The sequence below is a fragment of the Serratia sp. UGAL515B_01 genome (assembly GCF_033095805.1).
Lineage (GTDB): Bacteria > Pseudomonadota > Gammaproteobacteria > Enterobacterales > Enterobacteriaceae > Chania.
Map to the genome: position 1 here is coordinate 2559772 of NZ_CP109901.1, position 23063 is coordinate 2582834.

Genomic DNA, 23063 nt, shown 5'->3' on the forward strand with positions numbered 1-23063 from the left:
TTGACAAGCGAAGCTGTTTTGACAGCGATTATCGTCTTCTCGTATTGCATTCGGGGCCAGCAACGGAAGAGTTAGCGGGCAAATGGGCGGATCCCGCCGCCAAACTCGGGTTGGGCACTGAAATATAGCAACACACCAGCAAACAACAGAATCAACCCGCCCGCCAACGCCAGCGATCCCCATGCAACGCTGCTCCAGGCTGCCGGGGCGCGTTGGCGGCTGATACGGACCGCCAGCTTGCGGCTGAGGTGTACCAACAGCGCCAACAAAGAAATCGTCATTGACGTTCCCAGCGCCATCGCAAGCGCAGAAAATACGCCCCAGATAAAAACGCCAATGACTTTGGAAAACAGCAACACCAGGAGTGCCCCAGAGCAGGGTCTCATCCCCATAGCCAGCACGATCGTCGCTTTGGTACGCCAGTCATTTCCCGCCTGTAATTCATCGTCACTTGGCATGTGCCGATGGCCGCAGCCACAGCTAGCGCTATGTACGTGAGCCACCGCCAACGGTTGTAAACCGTTGATCCGCAATCTAGGAGTTGGCCGCATCGCTTTTACTGCCAGATACAAGCGTTTAATCGCCCGCCAACTTAGTAGCACACCAAGCAGCATCACCAGAATAAAACTGCCTTTTTCCAACCAGAATCCACTCTGATGTAATTGGCGCGAAGAGAGTTGTAACACTACTAATACCATCGTTACCAAAGCAATAGCGACGATCCCCTGCATCAATGAAGCAGCAAAGGTTAATTTCAGGCTGCTTTTAAGCCGGGAAGGATGAGTGGCCAGATAGGTTGCAATCACCACTTTACCGTGCCCAGGACCAAGAGCATGTAATATGCCGTAGCCTAGGCTGAACAACATCAGCGCCGCGCCGGCCTCGTGAGGTGCCGATTTTACCTGTTGCAACAATGTTGCCATCTGCTGGTGTAAATCTTTCTGCCACACCACACTCTGCATCACTAATTGCGGCCAGTAGTGCCATACCAATTGCACACCTGCCACTAGCGCAATAAAAAACAACAGCAATGGCCACAAACTGAGCACCCAATGGCGCTTATTCGCAGGGTACTGACTAAACACTACTGACATGACAGCATCACCCGTTGTGCAAATTGCTGCCCCAAGGCCAAATCCTCGCCAGGAGAGTCATTCTTATCGAGCGAGAGAGCATAAGCCTGCAATGATTTGTCCGGTTTTGGTGTCATCAGGCTGACTTTACATTGTTTATTCATTTCAGGTGGCAGGTGCAGTGCCTTTTTATCCTGATAGCTCATGTCAACAAAATAGGTAGGATCGTAAGTTGAGATTTCAAACGGTTTACCGGCCAACGGCTGCGCTTGAGCCAATGGCAACACAAACTCCAATACCGCCTTATGGCCTTGACGTGAAAGCTGATATTCGGTTGGCAGATTCAGATATTTCAGTGGCTTGCCATCACGGTAAATGTCAGTGAAGTAATGTTGCCCCAAAACGTTGGCCATCACTTCTGCCGCCAATTTTTTCCAGATTTCGGAATCGCTTTTAGCATTTTCCGCATCATACAGAAGGTCCGCAGAGGTGATTTCATCCATAACCCAAACCATTTTTAAACCCATCAATTTCTGATCCTTGGCGACAAAAGTGGTGTTCATATCAATGAAGCTGTGTGGGTGCGCTCCCACTCCAACGCTAAAAAGAATGAACAAAAAGGCCGCCAGTAAGCGTAATCTCGTCATCAAAGCATACTCAACATTGTTATAAAGTAACATATATCTCATCTAAACAAACTTTGAGAGTGAAATAAATGTGACGAAAGTTATAAGCCCAAGCAAAAACAGAGGCAGCACGGCCTTAGTACAAAGCCCTTTGCTATGCTTAAGATAATTTAAACATGACCTGCCTGAGGTGATATGAGCACGGATATTTCTTCTGCGCCTGCGCTCTCCGGCCAACAGCGACGCTGTCATCTGCTGCTGATGCTGTTTGCACCGACGCCCAAGCCCAAGGTTCAACTAGAGACAATCAGCCAAATCAATGGTGTTGGGCAATCTGTCACCCGGCAAGATATAGCTGAGGTTGCCACTGAAATCCAGCGGCTCTACCATCTAAAAATTAGCAGTAGCGCCGAAGATACCTTGCAAATTCAGGGAAGCGCACTGAATCAGCGACTCTGCCTGTTTCAGTGGCTGCGCCGCACTTTACGCTGCAGCCCACAGTTTGTTGAACAAAATTTTGCCCTACGGTATCAGCAGGCCTTATCACTCAATCAGGTGCAGATTGCAACACTGGAATTGTGCATCAACGAATGTGAACAACAGCTTAACCGCCATTTTAGCCAACGCGATCGGCAATTTTTGTATCACTATTTGTGTTACTGCGTTTGGGCTCGCCAACATCAGCCCCCTCTCCATTTTGATCAAACCCAACGTCAGTGGCTACGGCGTAAACCGGAACAACGAGCAGCGGCTAAACTACAGCAAACGCTAAGCCAATCATTTGATTTTCATGCCAATATTCGTGAAGGTAATTTTCTGACCTTGATGTTTACCCTATTAAAAAACCACAGTTATCAGACCAACGGTTCGCCAGAAGATAGGCGGCTGATGGCCACAATCGAGAAAATGGTGGCTTATTTCCAGCAGATCTCAGGGATGAGTTTTAACAGCCAAGAAGAGTTGAATAACCAACTGTTTGCCCATCTTGCACACGCGCTAGAGCGCTGCCGTTTTAATATCGGTGTAGACAATTCGGTACTGGAGGAGCTGTTACGCAAGTATCCGCGTCTAATGCGAACCACACAGAAAGCATTGCTCCCCTTTGAACAAGAGTACGAAATCCACTTTTCGCGTGAAGAAGTCGGGTTGTTGGCGATCAGTTTTGGTGCCTGGATGATGCAAGACAATGCCGTACAGGAAACACAGATACTATTGCTTACCCGGGACAATCCGCAATTGGAAGCAAAGGTGGAAGATCAACTCCGGGAACTTACGCTTTTACCGCTCAATATCAAATATCTCCCCTTAAGTGACTATCAGCGATCTGGCGCACCACCAGGTATCACTGTGGTCATCACTCCTTACGTATCAATACCCTATGGGCAACACCCACCGCTGATGCAGACCGAACTCCCATTAACGCACCAACAGCGCCAAGTGCTGTGCGCGCTGCTGGAAAAACACTAACGACGACGGTCAGCTACCGCGGGGGGAAGAACAAAGAATACAGGTACTACCACCGCAACCATCACCCAGAATACTCCCCCTTGCAAAAGTTCGAACAGGAAACCGCCCAACACAGTCATAATGGCAATACCACCTCCCATTGCAAGTGCAGAATAGACCGCCTGTAAACGGATCACTTCAGCTCCCTGGCGTGCCGCAATAAAACGCATCGCTGCCAGATGACATACGGTGAAAGTGCCACTGTGCAGCACTTGAGCTAACAGTAGCATGCTCATTTCGGTCGAAGAGGCCATCAGCCCCCAACGCAACAGCCCGCAGACAGCCGAAAGTAACAACAGGTTACGGGCGCTCCATCGGCGGAACAGAAAATTGCTGCTGGCAAAGATGATCACCTCAGCCACGACGCCTAATGACCATAGATAGCCGATGGTCGCCGCAGAGTAACCCGCGTCCTGCCAATAAATTGAGGCAAAGCTGTAATACCCGGCATGCGCACCTTGCAGTAAGGTGACGCAGAGCAAAAAGCGCCAGACTGCCCCCTCGCTGAGCAATTCACGCCAAGAACGGTTGGAGTCATTCTGGACACTGATATACCCTTGCGGCATTACGCTAGGTTTCAGTAACATCCCCAGTAACATAGCCAGGATACTGACCAACAGGCTGAACAAAATGGCATTATGGCCCCAAACGGAAACCAGTTTACCGGTTAACGCAGAACCAATCACAAAAGCAAGCGATCCCCACAGCCGCACCCGGCCATAATCCAACGTAATTTGCCGCTGCCATGTGGCCGCTAACGCGTCGGTCAACGGCACCAACGGCGAAAAAAACAGGTTGAAACCGGCAATAACCAACATCAGCCAGGCCCAACCGTTACCGAAACAGAACCCGATAGCGAAAGCCAGAGAGAGTAGCGCGAGAAGACGCAGCGCGGTGATTAAATGCGTGGGGTCTTTAACGCGTGGCGCAATCAACAAACTTCCTAAAAAGCGCATTACCAAGCCAGCACCGAGCAAAATGCCGATAGTTTCAGGGGAAACACCCTCACCTTTCAGCCAAACGCTCCAAAACGGCAGATAAATGCCATAAGAAAAGAAGTAGGTGAAATAGCTGAGAGCCAGCCAATGCGTTGATTGTAGAACCATATCCCCTCCTGAATAAGCGCAACACCCTGACATACATCACACTGCGCAGCAATGATCATTCAAACTTAAAGCACTGGAGTACAAAGCAGTTCACAGTTTAGCTATATGCAGGATAAAAAAACCCGCCGTAGCGGGTTTTGGAGTACAGAAGAAGGGCGAATTACGCGTAGACAGGTAAGCGAGCGCAAATATCCAGCACTTTCTTCTTGGTGCGTTCAATCGTCGCTTCGTCATTGACGTTGTCAAGCACGTCACAGATCCAACCCGCCAGTTCACGCACATCTGCTTCTTTGAAACCACGGCGAGTCACAGCAGGAGTACCAATACGGATCCCCGAGGTCACAAATGGGCTCTTAGGGTCATTGGGTACGCTGTTCTTGTTAACAGTGATGTTGGCACGTCCCAACGCCGCATCGGCTTCTTTACCGGTAAGATTTTTATCCACCAGATCCAGCAAGAACAGATGGTTGTGGGTACCGCCAGAAACCACTTTGTAACCACGCGCCAAGAATACGTCTACCATGGCCTTCGCATTGTTAGCTACTTGCTGCTGGTAAATCTTGAACTCTGGTTCCATCGCTTCTTTCAGTGCTACCGCTTTACCGGCGATCACGTGCATCAGAGGGCCGCCCTGGCCACCAGGGAATACGGCAGAATTCAGTTTTTTGTACAGTTCTTCATCACCGCCCTTGGCTAGGATCAGACCACCACGCGGGCCAGCCAGCGTTTTGTGGGTAGTGGTGGTTACGATATGCGCATGGGGAAGCGGGTTCGGATAAACGCCAGCGGCAATCAAGCCAGCAACGTGCGCCATATCCACAAACAGGTAAGCGCCAATGCTGTCGGCAATTTCACGCATTTTTGCCCAGTCAACCAGGCCAGAGTATGCAGAGAAACCACCGATGATCATTTTAGGCTTGTGGGTTTGCGCCTGTTTAGCCAGATCGTCATAGTCGATCTGCCCAGATTCATTGATACCGTAAGGCACCACGTTATACAGCTTGCCGGACAGGTTTACCGGCGAACCATGCGTCAGATGACCACCATGCGCCAGGTTCATCCCCAGAATAGTGTCACCCGGCTGCAGCAAGGCGGTATAGACGGCAAAGTTGGCCTGGGAGCCAGAATGCGGCTGCACGTTAGCATAATCGGCACCAAACAGTTCCTTGGCACGATCGATAGCCAGTTGCTCAACAACATCAACATGCTCGCAGCCGCCATAATAACGCTTGCCCGGATAGCCTTCTGCGTATTTGTTGGTCAGTTGAGAACCCTGAGCCTGCATTACACGTGGGCTGGTATAGTTCTCAGACGCAATCAGCTCAATATGCTCTTCCTGACGCACGACTTCCTGCTCCATTGCATGCCACAGTTCGGCATCATAATCAGCAATGTTCATTTCACGCTTTAACATCCCGGCATCTCCTGACTTAAATCGGCTCACTATACCCTATGGATTTCGAACTGCACCCAGACACCCAGTTCGTTCATGGTCAACCGCTGACTTCAAGTCAGTGACTGAGATGAGCGAGTGTAGGTAACAACGCTGCGGCTTGAAAAACGACGGATATAAAATCACCCTCTGGGGCTCTGGGTAACAGTGTAAACCGTTTACCCCCATCGAAGATAGGTCTTGACAGAGGTTTTTACGCAAACGATTGGCTACAGATAGCACAAGGCTTTCCCTTGTTTTTTACCCCTAATTTTGCAACGGATATTTACTCATGGTGGTAATACGGTTTATTCATGTTCAGCAAGCGTAGCCTTGGATTGAAAGCGCTGTGACAAAGGCAAGAACATTTACAGGTTTAAAATAACCCTATAATATGCATTTTAAATGCAATTTAAAGAGCGGCATTGTACATCTATTAAAAGGAGCCCCCGCCATGCTGGATAGTCATACTATCGCTACCGTAAAATCCACCATACCTTTACTAACGGAAACCGGTCCCAAACTGACGGCCCACTTTTACGAGCGCATGTTTGTGCATCACCCAGAATTAAAAGATATCTTCAATATGAGTAACCAGCGCAATGGCGATCAGCGCCAAGCGTTGTTTGATGCTATCTGTGCCTATGCCAGCAACTTGGAAAACCTGAGTGCCTTGCTCCCAGCAGTGGAACGCATTGCCCAGAAGCACGCCAGCTTTAATATCAAACCCGAACAGTATCAAATTGTTGGCCATCACCTGCTAGCAACGTTGGATGAAATGTTCAGCCCGGGTCAGGAAGTACTGGATGCCTGGGAAAAAGCCTACGGGGTGCTAGCAAACGTGTTTATCCAACGCGAAGAGCAAATTTATCAGGAAAGTGAACAAAGTAAGGGGGGGTGGCGCGATTTACGTGCGTTTAGCATTATAAAAAAACAGCGGCAGAGCGAGGCGATCGTTAGCTTTGTATTGGCCCCCGTTGACGGTGGCCAGGTAGCCAACTATAAACCGGGCCAGTATCTGGCAGTCTGCATTAACGACAGCAGCCTAGAACATCAGGAGATCCGTCAATATTCACTCACTACCTCACCTAACGGGAAGTCCTATCGCATCGCCGTAAAACGTGAGGAACAGGGTGTAGTATCTAACTTCCTGCACCAAACAGCCAAAGAAGGCGATGTCATTCAAATCATGCCACCTCGCGGTGATTTCTTCTTACAGGTGGAAACCACCGCTCCAGTGGCGTTGATTTCGGCTGGCGTGGGCCAGACGCCAATGCTGGCGATGCTGAATACCTTGCATGAAAATCAGCATCAGGCTGAAATTCATTGGCTTCATGCGGCTGAGAACGGCGCAGTGCACGCCTTTGGCGACGAAGTCACTACTATCGCTGGGCATATGCCTGCCTTGCGTAGCCACGTCTGGTACCGTGAGCCAAACGCCGATGATGCAAAAGGCCGCGACTATGACAGCCAGGGGCTAATGAACCTCAGCACCATGCGCAGCATGCTGAACAACCCGCAGATGCATTACTACATGTGTGGCCCGGTCCCCTTTATGCAATCGGTTGGTAAACAATTGCTGGCTATTGGCGTACAAGCCGAACAGATCCATTACGAATGTTTCGGCCCATATAAAGTATTGTAAAGATCGAAAGACTAAGACAGCAGCAAATTGTAATGCTTAGGGAGCCCATCTTTTTATCGAGATGGGCGCCCGTCAGCCTGTCTTCCTGAAGCGTTACTGCAGCTTCAGCGCTCGGGCAGCTTTCACCTGTTCGGAGATTTTACACTGCAATCGAAATATTGAATAATTAACCAGGAAGGATTCAGATCAAATCGCTTCTTCGTCCTGCTCACCGGTACGGATACGCACCACGCGTGCAACATCAAACACAAAGATCTTACCGTCACCAATCTTGCCGGTCTGGGCTGTCTGCATGATGGTTTCCACGCAGGTATCCACGATGTCGTCAGCCACTACAATTTCGATTTTTACCTTGGGCAGGAAGTCGACCATATATTCCGCACCACGGTAAAGTTCGGTATGGCCTTTCTGGCGACCAAAGCCTTTAACTTCGGTCACCGTCATCCCGGTAATACCGACTTCGGCCAGCGCTTCACGCACATCATCCAATTTAAACGGCTTGATAATGGCATCAATCTTTTTCATCGTTGTTCCTTAATTACCAATTTTTACGGCCAAAGCCGGAGGTGATTGGGTAGCGGCGGTCTTTACCAAAGTTACGTGCAGTAATACGCGGCCCAACGGCAGCCTGACGGCGTTTGTATTCGTTGATATCCACCAGGCGGATCACCTTACGCACCACAGCCTCTTCAAAACCATCAGCAACCAGATCGGCAACAGACTTGTCGTGCTCGACATAGCCTTCCAGTATTGCATCAAGAATGTCATACGGTGGCAGGCTATCCTGATCGAGCTGATCCGGCGCTAATTCGGCAGAAGGCGGACGGTCAATTACACGTTGTGGGATAACATAGGAGACGGTATTACGATATTCCGACAGTTTAAATACCAGCGTCTTGGGAACATCTTTCAATACGTCAAAACCACCGGCCATATCGCCATACAGCGTGGCATACCCTACCGCCATCTCGCTTTTGTTACCCGTAGTCAGTACGATGCTACGGCGTTTGTTAGACAGAGCCATCAACACCACACCACGGCAACGAGCCTGCAGGTTTTCTTCCGTTGTATCGCGTTCGCTACCGGCAAACATCGGTGACAGTTGATTCATAAAGGCATCGAACATCGGCTCAATAGAAACGATATCAAATTCTATCCCGAGAATGTCCGCCTCTTCTTTAGCATCAATGATGCTGATATCCGCAGTATAGCGGAACGGCATCATCAGGGCCTGTACCTTGTCTTTACCCAGTGCATCAACGGCAATCGCCAGAGTCAGCGCCGAGTCGATGCCACCAGACAGGCCAAGTACCGCACCTTTAAAACCATTTTTGGTCACATAGTCACGCACCGCCAGCACCAGCGCTTCATAAATCTGCGCCAACTGCGGTAATTCCGCCGCAGGTGCCGTCATAGGCACCACTTCCAGGCCGTTGAATTTCAACAAAGTGACCTGTTCGGCAAAGGCCGCAAGGCGATGGGTCATATTACCGGCAGCATCAAACACTTTGGAGCAGCCGTCAAAAATCAGCTCATCCTGCCCACCGATCTGGTTAAGATATACCAGTGGTAAACCGGTGCGCTGGCAATGCCCAGCCATCAGGGTTTTGCGGATATACGGTTTTTCGCGGTTATAGGGGGAAGCATTGATCGCCAGCAGGATTTCTGCCCCATCAGCCTTTGCTGCATCCACTGGCCCCGGAAGCCAAAGATCTTCACAAATCAACAGCCCCAGACGATAGCCTTTCAGTTCAATCACACCGCTTTTGTCACCCGCGTGGAAATAGCGCTTCTCGTCGAAAACGCCATAATTCGGTAGCTGTTGTTTGAAATAACGCGCCTGTAACTGCCCTGCGGAAAACAGAGATAGCGCGTTGTATAATTTGCCATCTTCACGCCACGGATGGCCCACCAGAATAGCCACATCGACAGAGGCCTGCTGCAAACGGTTCAGTTGAATATCACAACGCTGATAGAAATCATCACGGTACAGCAAGTCTTCCGGCGGATAGCCAGACAGCGCCAGCTCTGTGAACATAACCAGATCGGCCCCTGCCTTCTGCTGCTCTTGCACCGTTTGCAACATGCGCTCGCTGTTGCCTTCAATATCGCCCACCAGCAAATTCAGTTGGGCTAATGCGATGGAAAGTGATCTGCTCATATCTCTATGGTCTGCCATGCCACAACAAAGAAAGAGGAGTGTATACCCGTCGCCATTCAAGCTACAGCGTTGTTAGCTGCCTTCACTCACCCCAGTCACTTACTTGAGTAAGCTCTTGGGGCTTCGTTCTGTTGCCGCCTACCTGCAACTTGAATGAACTTGGGTATAAATCATCCCGGTTAATTTGTTGAGAACCTGTGTATACAGGCTCGGAAAAGAAAACATCATTCTTTGAAATCGTTGGCATCCAGTTCATGGCGCGACAACAATTTATAGAATTCAGTACGGTTACGGCCAGCCATGCGTGCGGCCTGGGTTACGTTGCCCTTGGTGATCTGCAATAGCTTACGCAGATAGTGCAATTCAAACTGGTTTCGTGCCTCGACAAAGGTTGGCAGTACAGTATTTTCCCCTTCCAGCGCCTGTTCAACCAGCGCCTCGCTGATTACCGGTGCAGTGGTCAATGCTACGCACTGTTCGATAACGTTAACCAACTGACGAACGTTTCCTGGCCAACTGGCGGTCATCAGGCGTTTCATGGCATCGGAGGAAAAACTGCGCACAAACGGTTTATGCCTCTGCGCCGAACCACGCAGCAGATGGTTTGCCAGCAGCGGAATATCTTCGGCACGTTCATTGAGTGCAGGGATTTTCAGGTTAACCACGTTCAGACGATAATAGAGATCTTCCCGAAACTCGTTTTTTGCCATCGCTTTGGGCAGGTCACGGTGAGTGGCGGAAATGATCCGTACATCAATATCTAAATCGCGATTACTGCCCAAAGGGCGTACTTTACGTTCTTGCAGCACGCGTAGCAGCTTCACCTGGAGCGAAAGTGGCATATCGCCAATCTCATCCAGGAACAACGTGCCCCCTGCCGCCGCCTGAAACAACCCCTCACGACTACTGACAGCGCCGGTAAATGCCCCTTTGGCATGTCCAAACAGTTCCGACTCCAGCAGTTGTTCCGGCAACGCACCGCAGTTGATGGCGATAAATGCTTTTTTCGCCCGCGGACTGGCGCTGTGGATGGCCTGCGCCAATACTTCTTTACCGGTACCACTCTGGCCGTTGATCAGCACGCTCACGTCCGATTGTGCCACCATCTTTGCTTGTTCAAGCAACCGCAACATGATCGGACTACGAGTGACAAAATCCTCACGCCAGCTGTCATCTCCGGCGGCAGGTGCCGAAAGCGATAGCGCTTCATCGATCGCTTTATACAATGCATCACGATCGACGGGCTTAGTCAGGAAGCTGAAAACGCCCTGCTGGGTTGCCGCAACCGCGTCCGGAATTGAACCATGCGCGGTCAGAATAATCACCGGCATTCCCGGCTGATATTTCTGGATTTCAACAAACAGCGCAATGCCGTCCATCTCATCCATACGCAAGTCGCTGATCACCAAGTCTATTTTTTCTCGTACCAGCAAGCGTAAAGCCTCTTGGCCACTTTCTGCCGTTGTAACATGAAAACCTTCGCTGGTCAGACGCATTCCCAGCAATTTGAGCAAGCTGGGATCGTCATCAACCAACAAAAGGTTGGCCGGTTTGCGAGCTGTCATTGTGCTGGAGACTCCTTATGAACGGGAAGCGGAACGTAGGTGTCTTCCGGCTCCACAGGCAAAGCGGTTCCTGACTCTTTTACCGGTGTGGATCCCGGTTTAGGCGATTTAGCAGGGGCTACGGGCTTGGGTTCAGCAGGGGTTTCAGGTTCTGGTTCAGCCATTTTAGCTGGAGCTGCGGGTTTGCCTGCTGCATCTATTTTGGATTGTGTGGCACTATTTTCCGGCATTTCACTCTGAATCGGCTTACGTGACGAGAGCTGACGCTCGATATCCGTCAGGTTTTCCAGCTTACGCGAGGTTTCACGCAGTTGCTCCTGCAAATGGTTCTTACTCTGACGCAATACATCTATCTGACTGTCTGAGGCTTCCTGCAGGTGCAGATAACGTGCACGTTCGTCGGACAAAGTAATTTGTAACATCTGCTGCTGACGCCACAATTGCAGCAACGGGCGTAGTACACTAGGGGATTCGAGACGATAGCTGCTTAGGCGCTCAACCATCTGCCGACGTTCGGCCAGTGTCGGTTCGGCGCTATCGAGCAAAATACTTTGTTTGAAAATATTGTACCAGTTGCTCTCTGGAAAGTTTTTTGCCAGTGCGCGAGCATCCGTGGTACCGATGCGCTCAGAACAATCCATTGCTCTAAGCCAATAAAGTGAATTTTCCAATACTTCTTCATCATCAAGCCCCCATAGCACGTCGCAACGGGCAATACGGTAGTCCACAACTTTAGTTTCAGGAATGCTCTCCTGCAGCTGTGTCAAACCGCTGCTGACGGAGCGATCGGCACACCCTATCAGTAGAAATGGCGCTAACAGGATCGCGCTGATGAAAGTAAACGGACATTTGCCAAGCGTTTCGCGTTGAGAGGAGCACGGTAAACCTTCGTTCTCTGGTAGATGAGTGCATTTAGACTCTGTGTGCATTTTTTATTCATTCTCGGCAGTTAATGGCAATTCAATTCGGAAGCAAACATCGGCATCTGGAATGTTAACCAGTTTCAATTCTCCGCGCATGCGACGGATACAATCTTGCGCGATACTCAATCCCAGCCCACTTCCTTTAACAGCCCCTTTCCGTTGGTGACTTCCCTGGAAAAAGGGCTCAAAAATCATGGCTTGTTCTGTTTCAGGGATCGGTGGACCGGTATTAGCGACGTCGATCTGCACCTGTTGACCAATATGACGGCTACGGATCCAAATGTTACCGGATTCCATGCCGTAGTGCACCGCATTGGAGTAGAGATTATCCAGTACACGCATTAATAAGGTCGGCTCTGCCCAGCAGATTTCCGCCTCAAGTTTTACTTCTGTGCGGATCATCTTGGCTCGCGCAGGTAAACTATGGGCAGCGACGATCATATCAACCAACTCTTCCAGTTCGACATTCTCGTGCTGCGCGGGGCCATCTGCCAGTTTGCGATTGTAATCCAGCAATTGTTCGATCAGTTGTTGCAGATGGCGGCTACTATGATCGAGGATTGCCACCACTTCTTTTTGGTCAGAGGTCAACGAACCCGCGACTTCATCGGCCAACAGTTCGGTTCCTTCACGCATACTGGCCAAGGGTGTTTTCAATTCATGAGAGATATGGCGCAGAAATTCATGACGCTGTGATTCCAGCCATGCCAAACGCTCGCTTAACCAGATAATCCGCTGAGCCAACGAGCGCAGCTCACGTGGTCCCTTGAAAGAAACAGTCATATCGATAGCTCGTCCTTCTCCCAGACGGTTAATCATACGCTCAACCGCTTTGACTGGCCCAATAATCATGCGGGTAAACAGCATAACCAACAGCACACTGACCAGAAACAGTATCAACGCCTGCCAGCCAAAGTATTGGCCACGTTCAGCAATCGCACGCTGTAGCTGCTGACCACGGGAAAAGACAACGTTACGAGTAGCCTGAACCATTTCAGCATTCGATATTGAGAATAATTCTAATAATTTAGAAGCGTCTTTATCTGGACCGCTGCTTTGACACTTGACAATCGCAAGCTCAGTCAACAGATTTCGCAATTTTTGGTAATAGCGTTCATCTGGAAGGACAGGGGCGTGAGCATCTAGCATCTGTGAATATTGTTTGCGCTGGTTTTGGTATAAGCGTTCCAGCGTTGGGTCCACGAGTACACAATACTGTCGATAACTGCGTTCCATTCCCAGCGCCACACTGGTCATCGCTTCACTGCGTCTGGCATCAACCAGCGTAGTGCGGTTAATATCTGCTGCCTGAGCACTGAGATGATCCAGACTCTGATAGGCCTGATAAGCCAATACCAATAGCGGCAACAGTACCAGCAGGAATGCCATTATCACTAACTGACGCAACGAACGCGGAAATAGACGCCATCTTTTCAAAAAAATCATCTCATTCTCTATCGGGTAATGGCTCGTCATGTACAAAGCGAGCGTGATCACACTCTGTCCCGTGCTTCAACAATAGGCTTTGGGATCTGCAAAGTTAGCGGCACCATCTTATTCTCTGCTGTGATGCTAACTGAGACGACGAGGAGAAAAAAGCCCGTCGGGTGATAATCCTCGAGTCAATTCGCAAAACGCTGCATCAAGGGCAAAAAAAAAAGCACTGGTCACAAGACTCAGTGCTCGATAAATCAATAAGTATTAACTGCCAATAAAAAACAGATGTATTACAAAAAGAAATTTGAGTATCCCTTAGCAGGCGTATTTAGCTTTATTTTCACGCTAACCTATGTGCCAAAGCTTTAATGGGGGATGAAAGTGTTGATAATGACTTTGACGCTGGGGCTTTCGCCCCATCGCAAGGAAAATGCGGATGCCCTTACGCGTCGTCCCCAGGGTGATGTAGCATAAGGCTGGCATCGAATCAGGACGAATAGCATCCATATGTATCCTGGATTGATGAACACTTCATCACAGTTGGATACAAGGCGGTGCCTCACTCAACGTGTCGTCCGATGCTTGATAAAGTCGCTTACGCTCCTGTTATCGGTTTAGTTGGACGATAGGCACCATTACTTTGGCATCATTCGGGGCTTATGAGGCGCTGTTCCGTCTATTACGGGGCCGATCATAAAAAGTTGAATGAGCAACTTGCCATATAAATGCACTATCCGTGCCAACTTTTTAAATTAAAATTAAACATATGTTTTTATTATATTTTTATAACAACACTTCGCTATAGCCTCTTCAAAAATGGCCAACGGTGGATAATAATCAGCCTCACCGTCGCCAATAACCGACAAGATAAGATGAATGCATTAATTAACATTTAAATCAATAAGTTAAATGTCACCTATTAGAGACAGGCTGTTAGGGGATTGTCGCGGAAAACCGACAAACTTGTAACACATTAAAAAATAAGACAATAAAAAGGGCACAATAGCTGTGCCCCAACATGTCTTGCTTCATCAATACCGGAAAGTTATCCCAGTTGCTTACGGGCGTTACGGAACATACGCACCCACGGGCTATCTTCGCCCCACTCTTTCGGATGCCAGGAGTTACTGACGGTACGGAAGACACGTTCTGGATGTGGCATCATCACCGTGGCACGACCATCAATGCTGGTCACTGCCGTGATGCCATTTGGTGAACCGTTAGGGTTAGCCGGATAAACTTCAGTCACCTGGCCACGATTATCAACAAAACGTAGAGCAACCAGGCCATGATGTTCCAAGGCAGCCAAATGAGCAGCATCACGCACTTCTACATAACCTTCACCATGGGAAACAGCAATAGGCATGCGCGAACCCACCATGTCCTGCATGAACAGAGATGGACTATTATCCACTTCAACCAGGCTGAAGCGAGCTTCAAAACGCTCAGACAGGTTTCGCACAAAGCGTGGCCAGTGTTCAGCTCCAGGGATAAGATCACGCAGATTGGACATCATTTGACAACCATTGCAAACACCCAATGCTAAAGTTTGTGGCCGATGAAAGAACGCAGCGAACTCGTCACGCACTCGGTCATTAAACAAGATAGATTTTGCCCAACCTTCACCCGCGCCCAATACATCACCATAAGAGAAACCGCCACAGGCAACTAAAGTATGAAAGGCTTGCAGGTCGCTGCGTCCTTCCAGCAAATCGCTCATGTGTACATCAACCGCATCAAAGCCGACGCGGTGGAACGCGGCTGCCATTTCTACATGAGAATTAACCCCTTGTTCACGTAGTATGGCAACTTTAGGACGTGTTCCCTTGGCAATATAAGGGGCCGCAATATCTTCATCCGGAGCAAAAGTCAGTTTAACGTTCAGACCCGGATCGCATTCGTCCTGCTTGGCTTGGTGTTCCTGATCGGCGTAATCAGGGTTGTCACGTAGACGCTGCATCTGCCAGGTGGTTTCAGCCCACCAGGTACGCAAGGTGCTACGGCTTTCGCTATATACCGTTTCGCCACCGCAAGTGATCACAAACCGATCTCCATGCTGGACTTGGCCTAAATGATGTACGTTGTCTGTTAGGCCATGAAGCGCAAATACCTGAGTTACGGCTTCCAATTGTGCAATAGGCACCTGGATCACTGCCCCCAACTCTTCGTTGAATAATGCAGCAAGAGAATCTTGCCCCAAAGCCTGGATATCAATATCGACGCCACAATGTCCTGCAAACGCCATTTCAGCCAAGGTGACCAACAGACCACCATCTGAACGATCGTGATAAGCCAATAGCGCGCCATCTGCCACCAGTTGCTGCATGGCATTGAAGAAATCCGCTAACTGTCCGACATTACGCACGTCGGCTGGTGTGTCACCGAGTTGGCGATACACCTGCGCCAGTGCCGTTGCCCCCAGAGCATTATGGCCATTACCCAGGTCGATCAGCATTAACGCCGTATCACCTTTGTCGGTGCGCAGCTGCGGCGTTACGGTATGACGAACATCTTCAACACGGGCAAATGCAGTGATCACCAACGACAACGGTGAAGTCATCTCACGTTGCTCATTACCTGTCTGCCAGCGAGTTTTCATCGACATTGAGTCTTTACCCACCGGAATGGTAATACCGAGCGCTGGACACAGTTCCTCACCCACCGCTTTCACAGCCTCATACAGGCCGGCGTCTTCCCCGGGATGGCCGGCTGCTGCCATCCAGTTGGCGGACAATTTGACACGTTTGAGCGAACCTATATTCGTCGCAGCCAGGTTGGTCAGCGCTTCGCCCACCGCTAGGCGCCCTGAAGCAGCAAAGTCCAACAATGCAACAGGCGCTCGTTCACCTATCGACATCGCCTCACCGTAGTAACTGTCAAGACTGGCTACCGTCACCGCACAGTCTGCTACCGGGATCTGCCATGGACCAACCATCTGATCGCGTGCCACCATTCCGGTGACGGTACGGTCACCAATGGTGATTAGGAAGGTTTTCTCCGCCACGGCTGGCAGATGTAACACGCGTTTCACCGCGTCGGCGAGGGTAATATTTGAACGCTGTAATGCCTCGCCACGTGCCTGCTGACTCTGAACATCGCGGGTCATTTTAGGCGTTTTACCCAGCAGGACGTCTAACGGCATATCTATAGGTTGATTGCCAAAATGACGGTCGTTAAGCGTTAAATGACGTTCTTGCGTCGCTTCACCAATCACCGCATAGGGCGCACGTTCACGACGACAAATAGCATCAAACTGAGCCATCTGTTCTGGCGCAACAGCCAGGACATAACGCTCTTGCGATTCGTTACACCACACTTCCAGCGGGCTCATGCCCGGTTCATCGTTCAAAACCTCACGCAGTTCAAAGCGGCCACCTCGCCCACCGTCACTGACCAGTTCTGGCATGGCGTTCGATAGTCCCCCCGCACCAACATCATGGATGAACAGGATCGGGTTGTGATCTCCTAGCTGCCAGCAACGGTCAATCACTTCCTGACAACGGCGTTCCATTTCCGGGTTATCACGCTGCACAGAGGCAAAATCCAAATCGGCATCAGACTGCCCTGAAGCCATAGAGGATGCCGCTCCTCCGCCTAAACCGATATTCATCGCCGGGCCACCCAACACAACCAGTTTGGCACCTACGCTGATCTCCCCTTTCTGCACATGGTCAGCACGGATATTGCCCAGTCCGCCTGCCAGCATGATGGGTTTATGATAACCACGTAGTTCAACACCATTGTGGCTATTGACGCGTTCTTCATAAGTACGGAAGTACCCTAGCAACGCTGGGCGTCCAAATTCGTTGTTGAATGCAGCCCCCCCCAATGGCCCCTCAGTCATGATATCCAGAGCACTAACAATACGTTCCGGCTTACCGAAATCCTCTTCCCATGGCTGTTCAAAACCAGGAATGCGCAAGTTGGAAACCGAGAAGCCCACCAGACCGGCTTTCGGCTTGGCACCACGCCCCGTCGCGCCTTCATCACGGATCTCACCACCGGAACCAGTAGCAGCACCCGGCCATGGGGAAATTGCTGTCGGGTGGTTATGCGTTTCTACTTTCATCAGGATGTGTGTTTCTTCCTGATGATAGTCATACTGGCCATTTTCCGGTGAGGGGAAGAAACGCCCAACGTTTGAGCCTTCCATCACCGCAGCATTGTCTTTATAGGCAGAAAGTACATAGTCCGGCGTTTGCTCAAAGGTATTCTTGATCATTTTGAACAGCGACTTGGATTGTTGTTCGCCGTCGATGATCCAATCAGCGTTGAAAATTTTGTGCCGGCAATGCTCAGAGTTAGCCTGGGCAAACATATACAGTTCGACATCCGTCGGGTTACGTTCCAAGCCGGTAAAGGCTGCCAGTAGGTAGTCGATCTCGTCCTGTGCCAGTGCCAAGCCCAGTTTGCTATTGGCTTGCTCCAAGGCGCTGCGACCTTGGCCGAGCACGTCGACCTCCTGATAAGGGGCGGGCTGATGGTGAGAAAATAATTTTTCTGCTTGTTGCAGTTCGCTGAATACCGTTTCCATCATGCGATCGTGTAGTAACGAGGCTAATGTCCGCCACTGAGCATCACCTAACTCTGGTGCGGAAACATAAAATGCCAAGCCGCGCTCAATACGGACGATCTGAGTCAAACCGCAGTTGTGAGCAATATCTGTCGCTTTAGAAGACCAGGGGGAAATTGTACCCGGGCGCGGCGTAACCAGCATCAAACGGCCTTCAGGGGCATGTGTAGCGAGAGAAGGGCCATACTTTAGTAGCCGTTGCAATTTTGCGCGTTCTTCAGCACTGAGTGGTGCGCTGATATCGACAAAATGAACGTATTCGGCGTAGATATCGCCAATCGGCAGTTGAGCCTCCTGGCAGCGTGACAGTAGTTTGGTAATACGAAAAGCCGACAAAGCGGGCGAACCACGCAGTATTTCCATAATCAGAGTTCTCTCGTCTTCGAAGCCACTGAACTCAGTGCTTCATTGGGCGCAACAGGGGAAAACGCGCGCCATTATAGATAATCCTCACCGCCGACGAAACCGTTTGCGTGGCTATTATTCATAAAAGCTATTCTCTCCACCGAATTGCCATAGCCTGTCAATAAAGTTGCACGCTGCCATTTTGTTGAGCAAAATGCCCTGACACTGGTGATTTAACCATGATAAAACTAAGATTCCGACCAGCATGAAGCGTGCACTTATTTGAGATAACTATTTGAAAATATTTAAAATAAGTTACATCCTAATCGGTATTGCCACCGTACTTTTGGCTGTTGCCCTATGGTCTAACATTGCCTGGCGTGGTGGTTTAGGAGATCAACTTGAAGCCATAAAATCACGGGGAGAACTGCGTATCAGCACACTAAACTCACCGCTGACCTATTTCAGTACCAAGCGGGGGCCACGTGGCTTTGACTATGAATTGGCCAAAAGCTTTGCCAATTATCTCGGGGTAAAACTGGTGGTGATACCGCATAAAAATATCAATGACCTGTTTGACGCTTTAGAAGATGGTAATGCCGACCTGCTTGCCGCTGGTTTGATCTACAACCGGGACCGTCTTCATCGCTTCAAAGCAGGTCCAGCTTATTACTCTGTATCCCAGCAGGTCGTCTACAGCTTAGGAACTCCGCGACCTAAAACCTTCGCAGATATGAAAGGCAAGTTAGCGGTTGCTGCAGGCTCAGCGCACGTCAGCACGCTAAAAAAACTCCAGAAGGAGAAATATCCAAACCTCCGTTGGGAATCCTCAAACGAACTCACATCCAAAGAACTATTAGAAAAAGTGACCGAGGGTAAACTGGATTACACTATCGGAGATTCCGTCACCGTTGCTCTCCAGCAACGGATCAATCCGCAACTGGCAGTCGCCTTTGATGTGACTGAAGAAGAGCCGGTAACCTGGTATTTGAAACGTGGGCATGATGACAGTCTTTATGCCGCATTACTGGATTTTTATAGTCAAAAAGTAGAGGACGGTACGCTTGCCAGGCTGGAAGAGAAATACCTTGGCCACGTAAGGAGCTTTGATTACGTCGATACCAAAACGTTTCTTTCGGCAATAGACGCTGTATTACCCAGCTTCCGCTCGCTGTTTGAAAAACATGCCAAAGAGATTGATTGGAAACTCTTGGCGGCTATCGCCTATCAAGAGTCACACTGGGACCCCCAAGCCACTTCTCCAACGGGTGTAAGAGGTATGATGATGCTGACACGGGCCACGGCTGACGGTCTTGGCGTTAGCGACAGGCTCGATCCAGAAGAGAGTATTCAAGGTGGAGCACGTTATCTGCAACACTTGATGGAAAAAGTTCCTGCGAGTGTACCGGAAGATGAGCGTATCTGGTTCGCCCTCGCTGGCTACAATATGGGCTGGGGCCATATGTTGGATGCCCGCAAACTAACTAAAAGTCAGCGAGGTAACCCTGACAGTTGGGTCGATGTGAAACAACGGTTGCCGATGCTCAGCCAAAAACGCTATTCCCGATTACTCACCTACGGCTATGCGCGTGGCCACGAAGCTTATAAGTATGTGGAAAATATCCGCCGTTATCAGGTCAGCCTCGTAGGTTATTTGCAGGAAAAAGAGAAAAAGGCAACGCTAAATGCATCAAAACACACAGAGTCAAATAAGGGATACCCAGCAGTCGATGCCAAACTGGCACTCAACTTTTAATTATCCCGGTTTGTTGCGTCAGTTTAAGCGCTTTTTTCTGTTCACGACGCAAGCGAAAAAAATTACTCAGGGTTGTTGAACACTCTTCAGCCAACACTCCTGAGACAATTTCCACCTGGTGATTCATTCCTGGGTGGCGCAAAATATCAACCAGCGAGCCAGCCGCACCGGTTTTTTCGTCAGCCGCGCCATACACCAAGCGACTTATGCGGCTATGTATCATCGCACCGGCACACATCACACAAGGTTCAAGAGTGACATAAAGTGTCGCATCGAGTAACCGATAGTTCTGCAGCACACTCCCCCCCTGACGTAACGCCATGATCTCTGCATGAGCAGTTGGGTCATGACGCCCAATCGGCCGATTCCACCCTTCACCAATGACCTGATTGTTGAGTACCAGTAACGCCCCTACCGGTACCTCACCTTCCTCCTGCGCACGCTTAGCCAGACTTAACGCCTGACGCATCCAATACTCATCATTATATTCGTTCATTGCTCAATCCTCGTGCGCTTAGCGGCGAGCATTATACTGAGCATCTGCCTATGACTGAAGCGTGATGAGAGATGCTATGCGGCTTTGTTTTGGCTTATTCGCAACTCATTTGCATTGCAATTTGTTCCAGCGTTCCTCAAGCCGCATGCTCAACGTTCATTTTGTTACGACCAAACCTGTTGGGAAAAATCGGCTTGCAGGAACCACGTCACATACAAACAACAATAGACAGATAACATTAAATTAAGTGATGATTAAAAAGAGAACATTTTGCAATCAACATGCTAGAAATTTAAAAAAACGTTAATAATCAATATATAATATATTAATGGCTTTCACTAACAAAGTTGAGGTAGATCATATTAAGTTAATGATTAGCAGGGTAGGTTTTATGTACATAAAAGCCTTTATAAGGAGTTGTTTATGGCTGTCTCAACATTTTTTATCCCCTCCATTAACATGATTGGTTCCGGCTGTCTGGAAGACGCAGTAAAAACCATGAAAGAGCATGGTCTGTGTCGCGCGCTGGTTGTTACCGACAAGGTTTTGAACGGTATTGGTGTCGTTGCTCAAGTACAACAGCTACTGGCAACACAACAAATCGAAAGTTGTGTCTATGATGGTACTCACCCCAATCCAACAACAGAGAATGTAAAACAAGGTCTCCTTTTACTGCATGAGTATCGCTGTGATTGCGTGATTTCACTCGGTGGTGGTTCACCTCACGATTGCGCTAAAGGGATTGCTCTAGTCGCTGCCAACGGTGGAGAAATCAGGGATTATGAGGGGGTTGATCGTTCAGCCAAGCCACAGTTACCCATGGTCGCTATTAATACCACCGCGGGCACTGCTTCCGAAATGACGCGTTTTTGTATTATTACTGACGAAACACGCCATATCAAAATGGCAATTGTTGATAAACATGTCACCCCAATCATTTCGGTCAACGACCCGGATCTGATGGTTGGCATGCCAAAAGGCCTTACCGCAGCCACCGGTATGGACGCGCTGACACACGCTATCGAAGCCTATGTATCCAGTGCGGCGAACCCTATTACTGACGCCTGCGCACTGAAAGCCGCGACCATGATTGCGGAGTCACTCCGTGATGCCGTTACCGATGGGCAGAACATGCAGGCACGAGAGAATATGGCCTATGCCCAATTCCTGGCAGGTATGGCCTTCAATAATGCCTCGCTAGGCTATGTACATGCCATGGCGCACCAACTCGGTGGTTTCTACAATTTGCCACACGGCGTATGTAATGCCGTCTTGTTGCCGCACGTACAAACGTTCAATGCGACCGTCGCCGCAGGACGTTTGAAAGACATTGCCGCTGCTATGGGAGTGAATGTTACAGAGCTAAACGATCAGCAAGGAGCATCTCAGTGTATCGCTGCCATCCGCCAGTTAGCAAAAGACGTGGGCATCCCTGCGGGTTTACACGAACTGAACGTCAAAGAGGAGGATTTTGATGTGCTTGCTGCTAACGCATTAAAAGATGCCTGCGGATTCACCAATCCGATCCAGGCTAGCCACGAACAGATTGTTGCTATCTTTAAAGCAGCAATGTAATCCTCCCCTCTGTCCAGAGTGCTCTAAAAAACTTGGGCTGTGTCCCTTAATTTTACGCAAGTGCCGCTAGCGTGCAATTAAGGGGCACAGCCTGGCTAGGATGTGGGAAATATGCATTTATTCCAACTGATGTAACTCACCTTCTTTACTGACACGCCAACGATGCTCGCAGCAATACAACAACGGATTATCCTGTTTGCTATCACTATAGCCACTGAATAGTTTGAGTGGTGCACCCAAACGTTGCTCAAGTTGCACAACCTTTTGCACCCCGAGACAGCGCATCGGCAACACCCAGCCGCCATTGCGACGTGCCATTTGGCTTCCCACTAAACGCACACGTGATAGAAACGCCGAATCCTGATAAATCTGCGTCACCAACCTTTCAGGTGAGCCGGTGATCAGCCATACCTGCGTATCTTTTGCATCAAGATACTGGCGCAATCGCATCTGTACCACAGGAAATGCGGTCACTTTGTTGCGGAAATGAGTCACAAATTGCGATTCAAGCGCTTTCAGCTTGCTCTCCGAACGGCCAAAAGTCATAGACCATAGCAGCAAACTCATCGGCCAGCGCGTTGCTCTTCCGCCAAGCAACATGCCTAAACCAACAACCGGCAGTAACGGCACAACCAACAGCAGATTTAATGGTAAATGACAAATCAAATAAAGTAGGAAGCGGCCAAACATGTCTTCCTGATGCAAGGTGCCATCCAGATCGAAAAACACTACCCGACAGCCGTGCTCGGCCTCTTGGTTTGGTTTGTCTGTCAAGCGTTACTCCTTAGGATCGTTAAGCCCCCATTATTTGGGGAAATATCAGTTTCAGCCAAGTGATAAGCCC

16 protein-coding genes are annotated in these 23063 nt (G+C 49.6%); 4 read left to right on the top strand and 12 right to left on the bottom strand.

Going from position 1 to position 23063, the window contains the following annotated elements; translation table 11 throughout:
* Positions 1–71: 71 nt before the first annotated feature.
* Positions 72–1094 carry a nickel/cobalt transporter gene (locus OK023_RS11455; RefSeq protein WP_317692850.1) on the bottom strand — a complete coding sequence of 341 codons (1023 nt, stop codon included), beginning with the start codon at positions 1092–1094 and terminating at the stop codon, positions 72–74.
* The gene (locus tag OK023_RS11460) at positions 1085–1720 is read right to left on the bottom strand and encodes a DUF1007 family protein (RefSeq protein ID WP_411569355.1); all 636 of its coding nucleotides are present in this window, start codon (positions 1718–1720) and stop codon (positions 1085–1087) included. Before OK023_RS11460 ends, OK023_RS11455 begins: the two co-directional genes overlap by 10 nt.
* 174 nt (positions 1721–1894) lie before the next feature.
* Between OK023_RS11460 and csiE the strand changes: the two genes are divergently transcribed.
* The gene (gene csiE, locus OK023_RS11465; protein WP_317692852.1) at positions 1895–3166 is read left to right on the top strand and encodes a stationary phase inducible protein CsiE; all 1272 of its coding nucleotides are present in this window, start codon (positions 1895–1897) and stop codon (positions 3164–3166) included.
* On the opposite strand, the gene OK023_RS11470 is transcribed toward csiE, so the two are convergent.
* Positions 3163–4311 (bottom strand): 3-phenylpropionate MFS transporter, encoded by a 1149-nt coding sequence (locus OK023_RS11470; RefSeq protein ID WP_317692853.1) that lies wholly within the window; start codon positions 4309–4311, stop codon positions 3163–3165. The two genes, csiE and OK023_RS11470, sit on opposite strands and share 4 nt — an antisense overlap.
* Before the next feature lie 160 nt (positions 4312–4471).
* Positions 4472–5725 carry a serine hydroxymethyltransferase gene (gene glyA / locus OK023_RS11475; RefSeq protein ID WP_317692854.1) on the bottom strand — a complete coding sequence of 418 codons (1254 nt, stop codon included), beginning with the start codon at positions 5723–5725 and terminating at the stop codon, positions 4472–4474.
* A gap of 472 nt (positions 5726–6197) precedes the next feature.
* Here glyA and hmpA point away from each other — a divergent pair, with 472 nt between their 5' ends.
* Positions 6198–7388 carry an NO-inducible flavohemoprotein gene (hmpA, locus tag OK023_RS11480; protein WP_317692855.1) on the top strand — a complete coding sequence of 397 codons (1191 nt, stop codon included), beginning with the start codon at positions 6198–6200 and terminating at the stop codon, positions 7386–7388.
* A gap of 186 nt (positions 7389–7574) precedes the next feature.
* Here the strand turns inward: hmpA and glnB are convergent, their stop codons facing one another.
* The 6 genes from glnB to purL form a co-directional block, all read right to left on the bottom strand.
* A complete protein-coding gene (gene glnB / locus OK023_RS11485; RefSeq protein WP_004847623.1) occupies positions 7575–7913 on the bottom strand; it encodes a nitrogen regulatory protein P-II in 339 nt (112 codons plus the stop codon).
* Between the two features lie 13 nt (positions 7914–7926).
* The gene (locus OK023_RS11490) at positions 7927–9549 is read right to left on the bottom strand and encodes an NAD+ synthase (RefSeq protein WP_317692856.1); all 1623 of its coding nucleotides are present in this window, start codon (positions 9547–9549) and stop codon (positions 7927–7929) included.
* A 224-nt stretch (positions 9550–9773) separates the two neighbouring features.
* Positions 9774–11114 (bottom strand): two-component system response regulator GlrR, encoded by a 1341-nt coding sequence (gene glrR / locus OK023_RS11495; RefSeq protein WP_317692857.1) that lies wholly within the window; start codon positions 11112–11114, stop codon positions 9774–9776.
* Positions 11111–12043 carry a two-component system QseEF-associated lipoprotein QseG gene (gene qseG / locus OK023_RS11500; RefSeq protein ID WP_317692858.1) on the bottom strand — a complete coding sequence of 311 codons (933 nt, stop codon included), beginning with the start codon at positions 12041–12043 and terminating at the stop codon, positions 11111–11113. The genes glrR and qseG overlap by 4 nt, the downstream gene beginning before the upstream one ends.
* Positions 12044–12046: 3 nt before the next feature.
* Entirely contained in the window at positions 12047–13483 is a 1437-nt protein-coding gene (locus OK023_RS11505; protein WP_317692859.1) for a HAMP domain-containing sensor histidine kinase, read from the bottom strand.
* 1036 nt (positions 13484–14519) lie between these two features.
* Positions 14520–18413, bottom strand: a complete 3894-nt coding sequence (purL, locus tag OK023_RS11510) for a phosphoribosylformylglycinamidine synthase (protein WP_317697667.1) — start codon at positions 18411–18413, stop codon at positions 14520–14522.
* Positions 18414–18687: 274 nt separating this feature from the next.
* On the opposite strand from purL, the gene mltF reads away from it, so the two are divergent.
* Complete coding sequence (gene mltF / locus OK023_RS11515) at positions 18688–20148, top strand: membrane-bound lytic murein transglycosylase MltF (RefSeq protein WP_317692860.1); 1461 nt, start codon at positions 18688–18690, stop codon at positions 20146–20148.
* Here mltF and tadA read toward each other — a convergent pair.
* Entirely contained in the window at positions 20138–20644 is a 507-nt protein-coding gene (gene tadA / locus OK023_RS11520; protein ID WP_317692861.1) for a tRNA adenosine(34) deaminase TadA, read from the bottom strand. The two genes, mltF and tadA, sit on opposite strands and share 11 nt — an antisense overlap.
* A gap of 423 nt (positions 20645–21067) precedes the next feature.
* On the opposite strand from tadA, the gene yiaY reads away from it, so the two are divergent.
* Positions 21068–22219 carry an L-threonine dehydrogenase gene (gene yiaY, locus OK023_RS11525; protein ID WP_317692862.1) on the top strand — a complete coding sequence of 384 codons (1152 nt, stop codon included), beginning with the start codon at positions 21068–21070 and terminating at the stop codon, positions 22217–22219.
* A 117-nt stretch (positions 22220–22336) separates the two neighbouring features.
* On the opposite strand, the gene yfhb is transcribed toward yiaY, so the two are convergent.
* Positions 22337–22993: a phosphatidylglycerophosphatase C gene (gene yfhb / locus OK023_RS11530; protein WP_317692863.1), complete on the bottom strand. Its 657-nt coding sequence runs from the start codon at positions 22991–22993 to the stop codon at positions 22337–22339.
* Positions 22994–23063: the final 70 nt, after the last annotated feature.